Genomic DNA, 17329 nt, shown 5'->3' with positions numbered 1-17329 from the left:
GAGAAAGTCATGCAGACACTGAACACCACGCTGCTGATCATCGGCGGCGGTCCTGGCGGTTATGTGACGGCGATCCGTGCCGGCCAGCTGGGCATCCCGACCATCCTGGTGGAAGGCCAATCCCTGGGCGGCACCTGCCTGAACATCGGCTGCATTCCGTCCAAGGCACTGATTCACGTCGCTGAGCAGTTTCATCAGACGCAGCAGCACCATCAGCTTTCGGCCCTGGGCATCAGCGTATCGGCGCCGACCCTCGACATCACCAAGAGCGTCGAATGGAAAGACGGCATCGTCGATCGCCTGACCACCGGCGTTGCCGCGCTGCTGAAAAAGAACAAGGTCCAGGTCGTGCAAGGCTGGGCCAAAGTGATTGACGGTAAAACCGTCGAGGTCGGCGACACACGCATCCTGTGCGAGCACCTGGTGCTGGCCACCGGTTCGAAAAGCGTGAACTTGCCGATGTTGCCGATTGGCGGGCCGATCATCTCGTCCACCGAAGCCCTGGCGCCGACATCCGTGCCCAAGCGCTTGATTGTGGTCGGCGGTGGCTACATCGGTCTGGAGCTGGGCATTGCCTATCGCAAGCTCGGTGTCGAGGTCAGCGTGGTGGAAGCGCAGGAGCGCATCCTGCCGGCCTACGACGCCGAACTGACACAGCCTGTGCACGACGAACTGCGAAAACTCGGTGTAAAGCTTTACTTGAAGCACAGCGTGCAAGGCTTTGATTCAAAAGAAAATACCTTGCAAGTATTGGCCCCGAACGGCGCGACCCTGAACCTGGAAACCGATCAGGTGCTGGTGGCCGTCGGTCGCAAGCCGAACACCCAGGGCTGGAACCTCGAAGCACTGAACCTGGACATGAACGGTTCGTCGATCAAGATCGACAACCGCTGCCAGACCAGCATGCGCAACGTCTATGCCATCGGCGACCTGAGCGGCGAACCGATGCTCGCGCACCGGGCCATGGCCCAGGGCGAGATGGTCGCCGAGCTGATCAGCGGTAAATCACGCGAGTTCAACCCGACTGCCATCGCCGCCGTGTGCTTCACCGACCCGGAACTGGTGGTGGTCGGCAAGACCCCGGACGAGGCCAGGACTGCAGGCCTGGACTGCATCGTGTCGAGCTTCCCGTTCGCCGCCAATGGCCGGGCGATGACCCTGGAGTCGAAAAGCGGCTTCGTGCGTGTGGTCGCCCGTCGGGACAATCATGTGATTGTCGGCTGGCAGGCGGTGGGTGTCGGCGTGTCCGAATTGTCCACGGCGTTCGCGCAAAGCCTGGAAATGGGCGCGCGGCTGGAAGACATCGGCGGCACCATCCATGCGCATCCGACGCTCGGCGAGGCGGTGCAGGAAGCGGCGTTGCGGGCGCTGGGGCATGCGTTGCATCTTTGATTCAAGGCGATTGATGGTGGCTGTAATGGCCTCTTCGCGAGCAGGCTCGCTCCCACAGGGGAATGCATTTCAAATGTGGGAGCGGGCTTGCTCGCGAATTCTCAAGGTCAACGCGAATTATCTGCCGATCAGCCGATAGTCTGGGCTGCGATTTAGCCCAAGAATGAAGTATTGTTGTGCCCATCCGGAAAAACGTCAGAAGCCTTGAACCGTTTCGGCGGTTGTTAAGTGATAGAGGGTGTCATGGGTAACGAAAGCATCAATTGGGACAAGCTGGGTTTTGACTACATCAAGACCGACAAGCGCTATCTGTCGTACTTTCGCAATGGCGAATGGGACAAGGGCACCCTGACCGAAGATAACGTGCTGCACATCAGCGAAGGCTCCACGGCCCTTCACTATGGCCAGCAATGCTTCGAAGGCATGAAGGCCTATCGTTGCAAGGACGGCTCGATCAACCTGTTCCGCCCGGACCAGAACGCCCTGCGCATGCAGCGCAGCTGCGCCCGTCTGCTGATGCCGCAAGTCGACACCGAGCAATTCATCGAAGCCTGCAAGGCCGTGGTTCGCGCCAACGAGCGTTTCATTCCGCCGTACGGCACCGGCGGCGCGCTGTACCTGCGCCCGTTCGTGATCGGCGTGGGTGACAACATCGGCGTGCGTACCGCTCCCGAGTTCATCTTCTCGATCTTCTGCATCCCGGTCGGCGCCTACTTCAAGGGTGGCCTGACCCCGCACAACTTCCAGATTTCCAGCTACGACCGCGCTGCGCCACAAGGCACCGGTGCGGCCAAGGTCGGTGGCAACTACGCCGCCAGCCTGATGCCGGGCTCCAAGGCCAAGAAAGCCCACTTTGCCGACGCCATCTACCTGGATCCGATGACCCACACCAAGATCGAGGAAGTCGGTTCGGCCAACTTCTTCGGGATCACCCACGACAACAAGTTCGTGACCCCGAACTCGCCATCGGTACTGCCGGGCATCACCCGTCTGTCGCTGATCGAGCTGGCCAGGACCCGTCTGGGTCTGGAAGTGGTTGAAGGCGACGTGTTCATCGACAAGCTCTCCGACTTCAAGGAAGCCGGTGCTTGCGGTACTGCGGCGGTGATCACGCCAATTGGCGGCATCGACTACAACGACCACCTGCACGTGTTCCACAGCGAAACCGAAGTCGGCCCGGTCACCCAGAAGCTCTACAAAGAGCTGACCGGCGTGCAAACCGGCGACATCGAAGCGCCAGCGGGCTGGATCGTCAAGGTTTGACCTGACGCCAGACGCACAAAAGCCCCCCATCGGGTGACCGGTGGGGGGCTTTTTCATGGCACCGAATTCAAAAACTACCACCCGCCCCTGTAGGAGCCGGCTTGTAAGCGTATAGCCAACACACGTTCACATGACCGACGGTGTGTGGTTCAGCCCGTCGACGGCATCCAGTATTTGCCGTACCCGATCTGTAACGGACATGTCCCCCTCAAGCTTTAAGACCGCACAAGTAAGCACAGACAGCCATTCCTGATGCCTGGCCAGGCTTCGTCCAGGGACGCCTCCCTCATCATACTGAGCTGCCCAGGCCAGAAACTCCGGCTTTGCTTGACCGAAGCGTTTTGCCTCTCGACGTTTTAGTCTCTCTAACCTGAGTTCAACAGGAAGATAAAGGAACACCACGAGATCAAATTCATTCTCAAGCGGTTGACCCCAGCCCATAACTGATCCGGCAACCACGGCACGGCCATGAGAGCGCATTTCTTGTAGCAAGCGCTCTCCTCGCTGCGTTTTGTCCGCCAGATGCTGATATGGCGGGTTACTCGGCAGCCACAAAAAATCATCTGCTTCCAGGTGAGTTGTGCTCAGTTCCTTTGCTAAAGCATCCGCTAGGGTCGTGGTGCCGGAACCTGCCGCGCCTGTGATCAAGATGTAACGTGCCGTCTCTTTTGTCATTTCGCTTTCAGCCACTCTGAAACGAGTTTGCCATCTCCGATAAATTAACAGTGCCCCACTGATGCGGCAGCAGGCGAGCTATCTCACTCGGCAGCATTGGCAGGCGAGTAAGAACGTCCTTCAGATACGCATACGGATCATGCCCATTCATGCCCGTCCGCGAATGGGCGAATTCCGCTGTTCAGGGATTGGCCGGTGGCTTGATCGACGATCAGTCCAACTGCCCAACCCGTGCAGCATCCGGCCAGAACAACGCCGCCTGCCCCAAACGCACACCCTGCTGATCAACCAGCGTCCACACCTTGCCTTCATGAATCATGAAGGCATTGCCCTGCCGATCCACCCGATAGCCACTGTAGCCATGAGCAATGCCATAGGCCGTGACCTGCTCCAGAAGCGTCTGGCGCATGTCCCGGTCCAGCGGTGATGCACTGAAACGTGAAGGCATGCCGATGAACTGCTCGCGCGGATACTTGAAACTGGCGAGGGCCTGCTCGTTGGCGTAATAAAACAGCGGATCGGCCTCGGTGCCATGGGCCAGCAAAGCAAAAGGCGCGTGAGCATGCAGCCAGGCCAGGCGCTCGTCTTCGCTCAGCGATTGCGGAGCCGGCAAGCGCGCACCGGTCCAGTGCCGGTAAGCGACATCCAGCTGTTGAACCATCTCCAGAAATTCATTGGTTGGCGACATGGGCTTCCTGTAAGGCGGGTGAGTTCAAACACAACACCTGTGGGGGGCGAGCTGGCTCGCGACGGTGGCGTGATATTCAACATCATTTTTGACCGACTTGTCGCTATCGCGAACCAGCTCGCACAAGGACCCGGTACGGAACCGAACGCGGGGTGCCCGGATCACATCAGTATCGACCGCTGTCACGCCAGGGATGCACTGATGAACGACTCACCGGCACTGCGCAGTTTTATCCCGCCCTACATTCTCAACCGCATCATCGCCCACGGCTCAGAACCGCAGCGCACGGCGGCGATGATCACCCTGCATCATGTGCAAAACCTGCTGCCCAATCCCGGGCCACCTTCGCGGCCGCCGGAGCGGGCGATTCTGCCGCCGCCCGGAAAGCCGGGAGTGGCCCAGCGCAGCCTGCACGACGCCCAGAACAAAATGCTGCTGCCGGGGATGCCGGTGCGAATGGAAGGCCAGCCGGCCACAGGCGATGCGGCCGTCGATGAAGCCTACGATGCCCTGGGTGCCAGCTATGATTTCTTCTGGAAGGTGCTGCGCCGCGACTCGATCGATAACAAGGGGTTTGCCTTGGTCGGCAGCGTGCATTATGGCCAGGGATACGAAAACGCCTTCTGGAATGGCGCGCAAATGGTCTTTGGTGATGGTGACGGGGAAATTTTCCAGCGCTTCACCCGCTCGCTGGATGTGGTCGCCCATGAACTGGCCCATGGCGTGACCGAAAGCACGGCCGGGCTGATCTACGCCAACCAGTCCGGCGCCTTGAACGAGTCGCTGTCGGATGTGTTCGGCATCCTCACCAAGCAATTCGTCCTTGGCCACACCGTCGAGCAGGCGGACTGGCTGATCGGGGCTGACTTGCTGACGCCAAAGATCAATGGCAGAGGCCTGCGCTCGATGTCCCATCCGGGCACGGCCTACGACGACCCGCTGCTGGGCAAGGATCCGCAACCGGATCACATGCGTGAATTCGTCATCACCCAGGAGGACAATGGCGGTGTGCACATTAATTCCGGCATCCCCAATCGCGCGTTTTATCTGGCGGCCAGAGCGCTTGGCGGGTTCGCCTGGAAGAAAGCCGGGGTGATCTGGTACGACGCCCTGTGCGACAAACGCCTGAATCCGGACGCCGATTTCGATGCCTTCGCCCGGCTGACCGTCGACCATGCCGCCCAACGCTTCGGTGCGCGAGAAGTCGAGGCCGTGCGTCAGGGCTGGGCTCAAACGGGCATCGAAATCACGGAGACCCTATGAAAACCCTGCCTGCATTGGGCGACGACGCCCGGGTTCGCCTCTCCCGCCAGGGTGGTTTCGCGGCGATTCACGCCTTGAGCCGCCCTCGGGAAATCGAGTTTGCGCAATGCGACATCAGCCAGCGCACCCGCATCTGTTCGGTACTGGAGGGTTGCCTGACCCTGGACAGCACGGTATCCGGGCGTGGCGACCAGCGCTTTTACCAGATAGAGGTGAACTATCGGCTAGGCGAACAGGAAGACCGGATGGTGCTTAAAGTGCCGGAGGACCAGGCACCGGGAGAGCTGGTCCATCTTTGGGACACGGGGCAGTTGCTGTAGATCTCCCCGCCGCGACCGGTCAATCATCCCGCGTCAGCACTTCCAGCAATTCAATTTCGAAGATCAGGTTCGAGTTCGGCGTGATCTTGCCCATGCTGCGTTCGCCATAGGCCAGGTGCGCCGGCACCAGCAACTTGCGCTTGCCACCGACCTGCATGCCCAGGATGCCCTGGTCCCAGCCCTTGATGACCCGCCCGGTGCCGATCACGCACTGGAAGGGTTTGCCACGGCTGTAGGAAGAATCGAATTCGCTCCCGTCCTCCAGCCAGCCACGGTACTGGGTGGTGATCAGCGCGCCTTTTACCGCGGCTTTTCCGTCACCCATCTGAAGATCGATTACCTGAAGCTCGTCATTCATTCAATTCACTCGTATGCTCACTCGCCCTCAAGGGCCTGATGGGCGCCGTTTTCCCAGATTTGCCCGCGATTGGCAACCATTGCCATCTCCGCGCGCTGCGTTTAAAGCGGTTTGCTGAACTAAAATAATCAACTATTACCCGTACGGTTCAACGCCCTGATGGCCATGCCCGAATGATCCTGCTCTGGACCAGCGTCATCCTTGGTTCAATGACGCTTACCCTGATCGTCGCGCTGGTCTGGCGCGAACACTCGCTGCACAAGCAACTGGCGCAGTACCGCGCGATCATCAACAGCCTGTCCGAAGGCCGGAACATCCACCAGGATGGCGACGCCGAGCGCTTCAAGCGCAGCCAGTATTTCGCTCGCATCGGCACCTGGGATTGGGAGGTCGACACCGACCGCCTGTACTGGTCCGACGCGATCTTCGGCATGTTCGGGTTCAAGATCGGCGAAGTGACGCCCTCCTACGCCCTGTTCTGTTCCTGCGTGCACCCTGACGACCGGCAGAGGGTCCGGGCGGGCGAACTGCGTTGCCTGGAAACCGGCGAAAACCATGATGAGGAATACCGCGTGGTCTGGCCCGACGGCACGATCCGCTGGCTGCGGGAAACCGGCAACGTGGTCAAGAATGACCACGACGAAACGATCAAGATGATGGGCGTGGTACGCGACATCACCGAAGAAAAGGCCTCGGCCAACTACCTCAAGCACCTGGCCCATTTCGACCCGCTGACCGGTCTGCCCAATCGCCTGGTGCTCGAAGAGCGCCTGTCCGAAGCGCTGGAGCAGGCGCGCGCCAGCGCCACGCGGGTGGCGCTGGTGTTTGTCGATCTCAATGGCTTCAAGGCCATCAACGACCGTTATGGTCATGCAGCCGGCGACCGCGTGCTGGTCACCACCGCTACACGGCTCAAGCGCATCCTGCGCGGCACCGACACCGTCGCCCGGATCGGTGGCGACGAATTCGTGGTCATCCTCCAGGACTTGCCCCAAGGCAACAGCCTGCAGGACGAAGCGCGCAGCATCTGCCAGAACATCTTCGCCGAGCTCTCCCCGCCCATCACCATTGGCAACGACCAGCGCCACATCGGCACCAGCCTGGGCGTCGCCGTGTTCCCCGATCATGCGCCGAGCATTGACCGCCTGCTGCACATAGCCGACCTGGCGATGTACGAGGCCAAGCGCAGCGGGAACAATCAGTATCGGCTGGGCACCGAGAGCGTGGTGCGGTTGTATAGCCAATAAGGTTGCATCGGCCGACTACGCCGGTTCAGGAAATATTCGCGACTCTTTGCGGTTTGTAGATCAGGCTCTGTACCGATGGGGCAATGATCACCCCGGCAGACAGACAGCCCAACACCCTCCACGACTGGAGACACTCGAGCGGTGCTGATCGTTGTTCCTGCTAAACGCTCACTTTCTTCTTTCTACGCTGGAACCCTGGCGCTTTGACAGCAGGAAACACACCATCCCACTGCGCATCAATGCGCCAGATTCGTTCACTCAAGTCAGGATGACTGGCCAGCAAACGGTCCAGGGACGAAGTCCCGCCCGCGCAGAAGTACAGGTGACTGAACTCGTCTGCCCTGTCTGCGCTCATGTGCGAGCCTTGCGCATGGCCGCCAATTTTTTTCAATGCGCCGGCAATACTGTGTGGGTTACGGGTGTACTGCACCGCGGTGGCATCAGCCAGAAACTCCCGTTGCCGACTTACGGCGGCCTTGATCAGGCTGGCCATAAAACTCCCGGCAAACCCGGCGATGCACAAAACCACGCCGACCAGCAGGGCCACCAGCTTAAGACGGTTGTCACCGTTCTCACGGTTACTGACTCGACTCACTCTCAGCAGTATCAGACTGCCCGCCAGGCCAAGCACCAGCAAGCCGTTGACGGTCGCCAGCATGTGCATGTTCAGGCGCATATCGCCGTTGAAGATGTGGCTGAATTCATGGGCAATCACCCCTTGCAGTTCTTCGCGTGTGAGCAGCGATATCGCCCCCTGCGTCACACCGATCACTGCGTCCTGTGGAGTGAACCCGGCCGCGAAGGCATTGATGCTCTCATCCGGTAGCAGATAGATGGGCGGTACGGTCATGCCCGAGGCGAGAGCCATTTCTTCGACGACGTTGATCAGGCGCTGCTCTTCGAGCGTTCGGGCACCTTGATTGATCAGACGCCCGCCCAGGCTTTCGGCGATGACTTTGCCTCCGTGCCGTAGTTCTGCGTATTTGAACAAACTGCCCATCAGTACGACGGCGGTGATGACCGATGCCGTAATCTGCACCGCTTCCCAGTTGATCGCCAGAGCACCGCTGCCATCGTCGGCATGTTTGAGGCTGAAAACGAGGGAAGTCATGGTGATCAGGCTCAGCACCGCCAGGATCATCAATATCACGAGTAGCGCCGTTCGGTGTCTGGACTGACGCTGTTGTTGAAAAAAGTTCATCGGACCGTCCGTGGGCAAAGCGCGTCAGAAGGAAACCTGGGGGGCTTGTTGAATGGACGCGGTGTCGGAAAACTCCAGCGGTGTAGCATCGGCGGCATGGCCGAAGCGGGCTGCCAACAGCACGGCGGGGAAGCTCTGCTTGAGATTGTTGTAAGCCAGCACGGCATCGTTGTACAACTGACGTGCGAACGTCACTTTGTTTTCGGTGCTGCTGATCTCTTCACTCAGTTGCTGCATGTTCTGCGAAGCCTGGAGTTCGGGGTAGGCTTCCAGGGTGACGTTCAGACGCCCCATGGCGCTGTTGAGTGCGCCATCAGCCAGACTCAGTTGTGCAATATTGCGCGCATCACCCGGTTGCGCCTGAGCCGCCTTGAGCCCGGCCAACGCCGTATTGCGTGCGGTAACGACGGCCTCAAGGGTTTCGCGCTCGTGGGCCAGATAGCCCTTGGCGGTTGCTACCAGGTTAGGGATCAGGTCGTAGCGCCGCTTGAGTTGAACCTCAACCTGCGCGAAGGCATTTTTGATTTCGTTGCGACGGGCGACCAAACCGTTGTAGAGCCCGATCGCATACAGAATGCAGAGAGTCAGAACGGCCAAAATGACCAGCAGGATGATGCCGTTAGTACTCATGGTGTGATGTCCTTGTTCACGCAGGGGGAATATTGCGCAGGATGTTAACGGAATATCCTGTTTGATGTGAGTACGTGCATTGATCCGCTTTGCACATCAATGCATGCCAACAATGCAATTAACATATCGGCACCCCTGCTCCACTATCCGCCCTAATAAGAACCGTGCGCCGCGTCCAGCCGGCGCACGTCATAAAAGCGGTGGAGTACAGTTCAATGACAGCATCAATCCAACGGCCCGCGACTGCCGGTCGCTCCCGGGCCAGCGCAATCTTCCGGGTCACCTCGGGCAACTTCCTCGAACAGTTCGACTTCTTTCTTTTTGGTTTCTATGCCACGCAGATCGCTGCCGTGTTCTTTCCGGCCAGCAGCGAATTCGCCTCGTTGATGATGACCTTCGCCGTGTTCGGTGCAGGCTTCCTGATGCGTCCGTTGGGCGCCGTGGTGCTGGGTGCCTATATCGATGACGTGGGTCGACGCAAAGGCTTGATCGTGACCCTGTCGATCATGGCCAGCGGTACGGTCCTGATTGTGCTAGTGCCCGGTTACGAAACCATCGGTTTGTTCGCCCCGGCCCTGGTGCTGATCGGGCGGCTGCTGCAGGGCTTTTCCGCCGGTGCGGAACTGGGTGGTGTGTCGGTGTATCTCGCCGAAATCGCCACACCCGGCCACAAGGGCTTTTTCACCAGTTGGCAGTCGGGCAGCCAGCAAGTGGCGATCATCGTCGCCGCCGCACTGGGCTACGCCTTGAACCAGTGGATGGCGCCGAGTGTGATTGCCGACTGGGGCTGGCGCATTCCGTTCTTCGTCGGCTGCATGATCGTGCCGTTCATCTTCCTGCTGCGTCGCAACCTGGAGGAAACCGAAGAGTTCGCCACCCGTAAACACCGCCCGAGCATGGGTGAGGTGTTCCGCACCCTGGGGCAAAACTGGCTGATCGTGTTCGCCGGCATGATGATGGTCGCCCTGACCACCACCGCCTTCTACCTGATCACGGTGTACGCACCGACCTTCGGTAAAACCGTCCTGCACCTGAGCACGTCCGATGCGCTGCTGGTGACATTGCTGGTGGGTGTTTCGAATCTCATCTGGCTACCGATTGGCGGTGCACTCTCGGACCGTATCGGTCGACGCCCGGTGTTGATCGCCATGGCCTTGCTGGCCATCGCCACCACTTACCCGGTGCTGACCTACCTGGTGAACGCGCCCAGCTTCATCCACATGCTGCTGGTGCTGTTGTGGCTGTCGTTTATCTACGGCCTGTACAACGGCGCGATGATCCCGGCGCTGACAGAGATCATGCCTGTGGAAGTCCGGGTGGCCGGCTTCTCCCTCGCCTATAGCCTGGCCACGGCCGTGTTCGGCGGGTTCACCCCGGCGATGTCGACCTTGCTGATCCAGTACACCGGCGACAAGGCGGCGCCGGGTTACTGGATGAGCTTTGCAGCACTGTGCGCGTTGTGCGCGACGCTCATGCTCTATCGCCGCGCTTCGAATCATCTGCAACCGGTGGTGTCGTGAACCTGCCCTTGATCGAGAACACAATCATGAAAAAACAGTTCGGTTTTGCCGCCATCGCGTTGGTGGCCAGCCTTGGATTGAGCGGCATTGCCCAGGCTGAAGAGATCCGTGTGATGACCTCCGGCGGCTTCACGGCGGCCTACAAGATCCTCGGCCCGAAGTTCGCCGCCGCTACCGGCAATACCCTCGACACCGCACTCGGTCCCTCCATGGGCAAGGCGCCGGAAGCGATTCCCAATCGCCTGGCCCGGGGTGAGCAAGCCGACGTGGTGATCATGGTCGGCTACGCACTGGACGATCTGATCAAACAAGGCAAGGTCGACCCTGCTTCACGAGTCGAACTGGCGGATTCGCGCATTGGCCTGGTGGTGCGCGAAGGTGCACCGAAGCCGGACATCGGCAATGTCGAGGGCCTGAAAAAGACATTGCTCGAGGCGAAATCGGTGGCTTACTCCGACAGTGCCAGCGGCGTGTACATCGAGCAGCAGCTGTTCAAGCGCCTGGGGATCGAAGACCAGCTCAAGCGCAAATCGACCATGGTGCCGAAAATCCCCGTGGGCTCCGTGGTTGCCACCGGCGACTATCAGTTGGGCTTTCAGCAGGTCAGCGAATTGTTGCCGGTGCCGGGGGTCAGTTTCGTGGCGAAGATTCCGGAGTCCGTGCAATCGGTGACCCGGTTTGCCGCCGGCATCCCGGTAGGGGCACAGCACCCGGCCGAAGCCAAAGCCTTGCTCGAATACCTGGCCTCGACCCAGGCTCAACCGGATGTGAAAGCGACCGGACTGGACTCGGTCAGTCGCTGACCGACGGCTGCAGGACTTTCATCTCCACCACCAGCCGTTCCAGCTCCAATGCCGCCGGGGTCAGGGTTCGACCCCGGCGCTTGATCAGACCGACGCTGCGCATCACTTGCGGATCGGTCAGCGGCACCCGCGTCAGGATCGGATGATCCGCCGCCGGCATCGCCATCAACGGCACCGCCGCCACGCCCAACCCGGCCTCCACCAGACCGATCATGGTGGTCACGTGACGGGTTTCACAAATACTCGACCGCTGCGGCACCACGCCGGTCAACGCCTGATCCAGCAGAAAGCGGTTGCCCGAGGTTTTATCCAGGGAGATGTAATCCTGCCGATAGAACTCGTCCCAGGTGACACTGCTGCGCCCCGCCAGCGGATGATCGCGCCGGCACGCCACGACATACCCTTCCTGCACCAGGGGCTCGAAATCCACTTCGGCCTCCAGCGTGCCCATGAAGCTCAGGCCGAAATCCGCTTCGCCATTGACCACCGCGCTCAAGACGTCGTGGGCGCTGGAGTCCAGCACTTTGACCTTGATCCGCGGAAACTGCCGGTGATAGTGCGCAATCACCCGCGGCATGAAGTAGTAAGCCGCCGAGGGTACACAGGCGACCGTGACATGGCCGAGCCGGGTCGAAGCGACTTCGCTGATGCCCAGCAATGCCACGTCCAGATCATCCAGCAGGCGCTCGACGCTGGGCATGAAACCCCGTCCGGCCTGGGTCAGGCTGACCTTGCGCGTGGTGCGCTCGAACAGGCGCACGCCAAGGGCATCTTCGAGTTTTTCGATCCGCCGGCTCAAGGCGGGCTGGGAAATGCGCACCGTATCGGCGGCCTTGCGAAAGCTGCCCTGCTCAACCACGGCACGGAAGGCCTGCAGGTCATTGAGGTCGAAGTTGATCGCCATGGCGTTACCCGGAAACGAGGCAGATTGATCAGCTTATTCTATGAATGTAACCAATTGATGCAAAGCTCTATCGGCTGAGCCGGTCATTTTCACTGGGATTTGAATTTTTTCCAGATCAGTTGAAACGCCCGATCGGCCCTCATACACATGACGCGCAGCACAAGCTCGACCGGTTGAATCCACAGCCAGAAGCGGACAGTCGAGCGTGAGCCCGAACCCAAAACGCCGGCATCTCCCCGCCTGTTTTTTTGTTGAATAGTCTGTTTGAGGTATTACCGAGGGTTGAGTTTGATCAACCATGAGGCCAGTTTTTTCCCCACGTGTCTGCACGGTTGCTTCATCCAACAATCACAACGAGGCGCTTGATAGCTATGGAAAAAGTCATCTATCTACTGTGGCGTGATACTCAAGTCAGTCCTGATACCTTCACCCATCGCCTGCGCAGTGAAGTCGCCGGGCAATTGCTGGCACTCGGTGCCTGTGGTGTGCAATTGAACCTGTCCGATGCCGATGTGCAGCCCGCAGCCGGACTGCGCCAGGAAAACAACCGACCACTGCCCGATGCCAGCCTGTCGCTGTGGCTGGACAGTGCCAACGGGCCCGCTCGTCGTCCTTTCGACAGCGTCATCACGGCCGCAACGGCACGCATGGCTGCCTACCTGGTATGCGAATCGGTAGCCATCGCCAATACTCGCTTCCCTTCAACGCCCGGTGAACGTACTCACGGGTTCGCCCAGTTGGCCCTGCTGACCCGACCTCCGCGTCTGACGCCGCAAGCCTGGCTGGACATCTGGCGCAACCATCACACTGAGGTGGCCGTAGTCACGCAGGACAACTTCCAATACGTGCAAAACCTGGTGGTGTTGGCGCTGTCGCACGGTGCGCCAAGGATCGATGCCATAGTCGAAGAATGTTTCCCACCCGCTGCCATGACCGATCCCCGGGCCTTTTTCGATGCAGTGGGCGACGAAGCGAAATTCCAGCGTAACCTGGCGACGATGATGGACAGCTGCAGCCGATTCATCGATTTCGACAAGATCGACGTGCTGCCTACCAGCCAGTACTGTCTGTAAGACCGGGTAATCGCCAAGCGTGCCCCTGGATCACAGCCTTATTCAGACGACTGAGTGAGGTGGTTTTCAAAGCCCCTTTGCTGACTTCGATGGGATGACCGCGTCTAGCGCTGAGCAAGTCAGTCAACCCACATCGAAGTTCTTGAGAATACCTCCCACAGGCCCCATCGTGGATTTATCCGCGATGGGGCCTGCAACCGCGTAGCAACGGGCGGCCGGCAGCAAAAGCATCAAACCGCCAGGATAAAGTCCGCCTGATCGATACCTGCACTGCTGACACCGACGAGGCGAATAGAGTCCACGCCGATCCCGATCACCGTGTCCGCCCCGTCAGCCGCAATGCTCACGTTGGCAGCGAACGTCTCGCTGTTGATCCCCGTCCCCGCAATATTGAGCAAGTCCTGCCCTCCGCCCGGATTGAGGTCGAAGTCCTGGATCGAGTCGTTGCCGAAGCCTTCGGCAGCAAACATGAAAGTGTCGTTGCCGAGACCGCCATAGAACGTGTCGTTGCCCTGCCCGCCGAGGAACAGATCGTCACCCGCACCGCCGACCAGCGTGTCGTTGGCCAGACCGCCCAGCATCCTGTGGTTTGCCGCCGCGGCATCGTAGGCCAGTTCACTGCCACTACCCTCGGCGTTCGCCTGCAACCCCGCCGCCGCGTATTGGCCATTCAGCGCGATCTGCGCCGCCTGCGCACCGTCGCTCACCATCAGCAGGCCGCCGGTGCCTGTGTCATTCGCTGCATAAGTGATCTGCGTATCGGCGCCGAACGCCACATCGCCAAAGTCCAGCTTGTCACCTGCGGCAAAACCGCTGACGCTGCCACTGAACGCCGTCGACACATCGAGCTTGAGCGTGCCTGCCGCGCCGCTGTCGAACGTCACATGCTGATCGGAGGCCGCACCGAACTCCAGTATCGCCGAACCGCTGATAGTCGCGATTCCCGCGCCTGCGGCATCACCATGGATGGTGACATTGCCATCGTTCGCCCACAGGCTACCGCTGTTAACCAGCGCACTTTCAATCAGCAATCCGCCGCTGCCGCTGGCTTGCAGCACCCCCGTGTTGGTGACGGCGCTACTGCCGGTATCGATCACCAGCGCATTGACGCCGCTGGCAAGGATCAGGCCCGAGTTGACCAGCATCATCTGCCCCGCGCCCAACTGACCGGCGCCCGAGATGGTGTTGTCGGCATTGGTGAGTACCGTGTCCGCGCTGCCACCAAAAATCACGTTTTGCGCGTTGTCGGATAGCAGCACCTGGCCGCCACCGGTCAAGGTCGCTCCACGGAACAGAATCTCAAGGCTGGTCTCGTTGCCGCTGGAGTCGAGCTCGATGGTGCCGCTGTTATGGATGCTGCCACCGAACGGCATGATCGCGCCGTCGGCAATGGTGAGGGTGCCGGCGTTGTTGGTGAGCGGATCGACATCGAACTGGAAGTTCGCTTCACTCAAGTTCGCGGCATCGACACCTTTCAGGGTGACCGTCTGACCCGAGCTTATGCTGACCAATGCATTGCCATTGGCGTCGTTAGTGATACTCAAGTCAGCAAAGCCGGTGACGCCCGTGAAGCCGATCATGTCGATCTTGTCTGCCGTGGCATCGAAACTGTAGATCTGATTGTTGCCGATCGGCTGGGCGAAGACGAAGGTGTCGGTACCGGACGAACCGGTCAGGTTGTCGTCAGCGGACAGGGCGAAGATCGGCGTGTCGGGGGCAAAGGCCTCGACGTTATTGAATACATAGGAACTGCCCACACTGCCGTCGGCGTGAGTCCAGGTCATGTTGATGTGGAGTACCGCAGCGCCCGCGAAGCCTTCTGGTGTTGTCACGGTCAATGCTCCGGGATCGCTGGTCTGCACGGTCCAGGTGCCGTCGCCGTTGTTGATTCCGGCGTTTAGAGTCCAATTTGACGGAACGTCGGCAATTGTGACAACAAAGCTATCGCTCAGGCCTGCCGATGGATCGGCAATCGCAAGGTTAATTGCTTCTCCGGACACTCCCGCAGGGTAAGTCAGGCTAATGCTTGTTGCAGCACTCACGTTGCCTGCCGCGTCCATAGCCGTGACAAATAGCGTCTTGGTACCCGTAAACTTGCCAGCCAAATCAATATTGGCGAATTGACCGCCGGTGTTGGTCGTTCCGGTCCCAATTTCTGTGTCGCCGGCGCCAAACACGCCATTACCATTGTCCAGGTAAACCTTAATGAATGAATTAGCTTCGGCGCTCCCTGAAAGCTTATGGTTTGTACCGGAATTGTTGTAAGTCAGCCCAGTCGGTGAAGCTGGCGGTGTTGTATCAATCGGAGTTTCAACGACGTTCTGCACGTTTACCGTAATCGTCTGCGTATCGATTCCGCCACTGGCGTCGGCCACCTGAACATCCACAACGTAGGCGTTGTCGCCATCGGTACCACCGACATCCTGGGGACTCTCGTAATCGGGCGCCGAATTGAACGCCAGCACCCCATTCGAACTGATCGAGAACTTGCTGAAGTCCGTCCCGGCCGTATTCAGGATCGAGTAGCTCAGCGTCTGCGCCGGTAGATCAGCATCGGTCGCCGCCACTGTCGAGACCGCCGTGGTGTTCTCCGCCACGTTGATCGAAGCCGTCGCACCGCCACCGTTGGAAATGATCGTCGGTGAGTCGTTGCTGCCGAGGATATTCACGGTGACCGAAGTGAGGGTGCCGTCGGCACTGCTCACCGCGAAGGTGTCGGTGTAGGTGGTGCCGGCGGCGAACTCGTTGTGGGCGGAGTTGGCGACGTAGGTCCAGGCACCGCCGGTGCCAATGGAGAACTGGCCGTAGCTGCCGGCGGTGTTGGTTTGGGCGACGAAGGTGGCGGCGCTGTCGACGTCGCTGATGGTCAGGGTACCGGTGGTGGAAATGTCGACGGCGGCATTAGTCTCGGTGAGGTTGGCGATGTCGGCGGACAGCACGGCCGCATCGTTGGTGCCGAGGATATTCACGGTGACCGAAGTGAGGGTGCCGTCGGCACTGCTCACCGCGAAGGTATCGGTGTAGGTGGTGCCGACGGCGAACTCGTTGTGCGCGGAGCTGGCGACGTAGGTCCAGGCACCGCCGGTGCCGATGGAGAACTGGCCGTAGCTGCCGGCGGTGTTGGACTGGGCCTGGAAGCTTTCCGGGCTGTCGATATCGCTAATGGTCAGGCTGCCGCCGGTGGTCAGCGGAGCATTGGTTTCGCTCAGCGTAACGCTGGCCGAGGACAGCACGGCGGCGTCGTTGCTGCCAGTGACGATGATCGTCACCAACTGGGTGTCGACGCCGCCCAGGCCGTCGCTGACCTGCACGCTGAACACTTCGTTGTGACTTTCTCCCGCCTTCAGTGACTGCACCGCACTGGCGACCCCATTGGTGCCGTTGGCCAGGGTGTAGGTCCACTGGCCGCTGTTGTCGACAGCGATCGAGCCGTAGGTACCGGTATTTGACCCGGCAATGCTCCAGGTCGCCGTGGCGTCGTGATCGATGTCGGTCGAACTGAACTGGCCTGTCACGCTGAGCGTGGTGTCTTCCTGCGCCGCGCCGGCATCATTGCCCGTTGCGAAACTGAGTACGGGTGCGTCGTTGCTGCCGGAGATGGTGATGGTCACTTGCTGGGTGTCCATACCGCCCAGGCCATCGCTGACCTGCACGCTGAACACTTCGTTGTGACTTTCTCCCGCCTTCAGCGCCTGCACCGCACTGGCGACCCCATTGGTGCCATTGGCCAGGGTGTAGGTCCACTGGCCGCTGTTGTCGACGGCGATCGAACCGTAGGTGCCGGTTGGCGAGCCATTGATGCTCCAGATCGCCGTGGCGTCGTGATCGATGTCGGCCGAGCTGAACTGGCCTGTCACGCTGAGCGTGGCGTCTTCCTGCACCGCGCCCGCATCATTGCCCGTCGCGAAACTGAGCACGGGTGCGTCGTTGCTGCCGGAGATGGTGATGGTCACTTGCTGGGTGTCCATACCGCCCAGGCCATCGCTGACCTG

15 protein-coding genes and 1 pseudogene are annotated in these 17329 nt (G+C 60.1%); 8 read left to right on the top strand and 8 right to left on the bottom strand.

What is annotated here, in order from left to right; translation table 11 throughout:
* Positions 1 to 9: 9 nt before the first annotated feature.
* The gene (gene lpdA / locus AC07YV_RS25115; RefSeq protein WP_102701817.1) at positions 10 to 1392 is read left to right on the top strand and encodes a dihydrolipoyl dehydrogenase; all 1383 of its coding nucleotides are present in this window, start codon (positions 10 to 12) and stop codon (positions 1390 to 1392) included.
* 243 nt (positions 1393 to 1635) lie between these two features.
* Positions 1636 to 2655 carry a branched-chain amino acid aminotransferase gene (locus AC07YV_RS25110; protein WP_102701816.1) on the top strand — a complete coding sequence of 340 codons (1020 nt, stop codon included), beginning with the start codon at positions 1636 to 1638 and terminating at the stop codon, positions 2653 to 2655.
* A gap of 126 nt (positions 2656 to 2781) precedes the next feature.
* On the opposite strand, the gene AC07YV_RS25105 is transcribed toward AC07YV_RS25110, so the two are convergent.
* The 3 genes and pseudogenes from AC07YV_RS25105 to AC07YV_RS25095 form a co-directional block, all read right to left on the bottom strand.
* Positions 2782 to 3330 (bottom strand): AAA family ATPase, encoded by a 549-nt coding sequence (locus AC07YV_RS25105; protein ID WP_102701815.1) that lies wholly within the window; start codon positions 3328 to 3330, stop codon positions 2782 to 2784.
* A 7-nt stretch (positions 3331 to 3337) separates the two neighbouring features.
* A pseudogene (locus AC07YV_RS25100) lies at positions 3338 to 3481 on the bottom strand (transposase domain-containing protein); the annotation flags it as partial.
* A 60-nt stretch (positions 3482 to 3541) separates the two neighbouring features.
* Positions 3542 to 4018 carry an MEKHLA domain-containing protein gene (locus AC07YV_RS25095; RefSeq protein ID WP_102701814.1) on the bottom strand — a complete coding sequence of 159 codons (477 nt, stop codon included), beginning with the start codon at positions 4016 to 4018 and terminating at the stop codon, positions 3542 to 3544.
* Between the two features lie 201 nt (positions 4019 to 4219).
* Between AC07YV_RS25095 and AC07YV_RS25090 the strand changes: the two genes are divergently transcribed.
* Positions 4220 to 5281, top strand: coding sequence for a M4 family metallopeptidase (locus tag AC07YV_RS25090; RefSeq protein ID WP_102701813.1), 1062 nt, complete (start codon positions 4220 to 4222; stop codon positions 5279 to 5281).
* Positions 5278 to 5601 carry a protealysin inhibitor emfourin gene (locus tag AC07YV_RS25085; protein ID WP_102701812.1) on the top strand — a complete coding sequence of 108 codons (324 nt, stop codon included), beginning with the start codon at positions 5278 to 5280 and terminating at the stop codon, positions 5599 to 5601. The genes AC07YV_RS25090 and AC07YV_RS25085 overlap by 4 nt, the downstream gene beginning before the upstream one ends.
* Before the next feature lie 19 nt (positions 5602 to 5620).
* Here AC07YV_RS25085 and AC07YV_RS25080 read toward each other — a convergent pair whose 3' ends face one another.
* Entirely contained in the window at positions 5621 to 5959 is a 339-nt protein-coding gene (locus tag AC07YV_RS25080) for an FKBP-type peptidyl-prolyl cis-trans isomerase (protein WP_102701811.1), read from the bottom strand.
* 173 nt (positions 5960 to 6132) lie between these two features.
* On the opposite strand from AC07YV_RS25080, the gene AC07YV_RS25075 reads away from it, so the two are divergent.
* Positions 6133 to 7206 (top strand): sensor domain-containing diguanylate cyclase, encoded by a 1074-nt coding sequence (locus AC07YV_RS25075; protein ID WP_102701810.1) that lies wholly within the window; start codon positions 6133 to 6135, stop codon positions 7204 to 7206.
* Between the two features lie 160 nt (positions 7207 to 7366).
* Here the strand turns inward: AC07YV_RS25075 and AC07YV_RS25070 are convergent, their stop codons facing one another.
* Together AC07YV_RS25070 and AC07YV_RS25065 are read right to left on the bottom strand one after the other, a co-directional pair.
* Positions 7367 to 8407 carry a M48 family metallopeptidase gene (locus AC07YV_RS25070; RefSeq protein WP_102701809.1) on the bottom strand — a complete coding sequence of 347 codons (1041 nt, stop codon included), beginning with the start codon at positions 8405 to 8407 and terminating at the stop codon, positions 7367 to 7369.
* 24 nt (positions 8408 to 8431) lie between these two features.
* Positions 8432 to 9037, bottom strand: coding sequence for a LemA family protein (locus tag AC07YV_RS25065; protein WP_102701808.1), 606 nt, complete (start codon positions 9035 to 9037; stop codon positions 8432 to 8434).
* Positions 9038 to 9252: 215 nt separating this feature from the next.
* On the opposite strand from AC07YV_RS25065, the gene AC07YV_RS25060 reads away from it, so the two are divergent.
* Positions 9253 to 10557 carry an MFS transporter gene (locus tag AC07YV_RS25060; protein ID WP_102701807.1) on the top strand — a complete coding sequence of 435 codons (1305 nt, stop codon included), beginning with the start codon at positions 9253 to 9255 and terminating at the stop codon, positions 10555 to 10557.
* A 26-nt stretch (positions 10558 to 10583) separates the two neighbouring features.
* On the top strand, positions 10584 to 11360 hold the full coding sequence (locus tag AC07YV_RS25055; protein ID WP_102701837.1) for a substrate-binding domain-containing protein: 777 nt from the start codon (positions 10584 to 10586) through the stop codon (positions 11358 to 11360).
* Here AC07YV_RS25055 and AC07YV_RS25050 read toward each other — a convergent pair.
* Complete coding sequence (locus AC07YV_RS25050; RefSeq protein WP_102701806.1) at positions 11350 to 12264, bottom strand: LysR family transcriptional regulator; 915 nt, start codon at positions 12262 to 12264, stop codon at positions 11350 to 11352. The genes AC07YV_RS25055 and AC07YV_RS25050 overlap by 11 nt on opposite strands.
* Before the next feature lie 371 nt (positions 12265 to 12635).
* Between AC07YV_RS25050 and AC07YV_RS25045 the strand changes: the two genes are divergently transcribed.
* Positions 12636 to 13337, top strand: a complete 702-nt coding sequence (locus tag AC07YV_RS25045; RefSeq protein ID WP_102701805.1) for an EthD domain-containing protein — start codon at positions 12636 to 12638, stop codon at positions 13335 to 13337.
* A 230-nt stretch (positions 13338 to 13567) separates the two neighbouring features.
* Here AC07YV_RS25045 and AC07YV_RS25040 read toward each other — a convergent pair.
* Positions 13568 to 17329 (bottom strand): beta strand repeat-containing protein (locus AC07YV_RS25040; RefSeq protein ID WP_494990362.1); only part of this gene is annotated, 3762 nt, incomplete at its 5' end.

The organism is Pseudomonas sp. GW456-E7 (assembly GCF_059424105.1).
The sequence above is the reverse complement of the archived record's forward strand: the minus strand, read 5'-3'. Positions and strand labels throughout refer to the sequence as shown.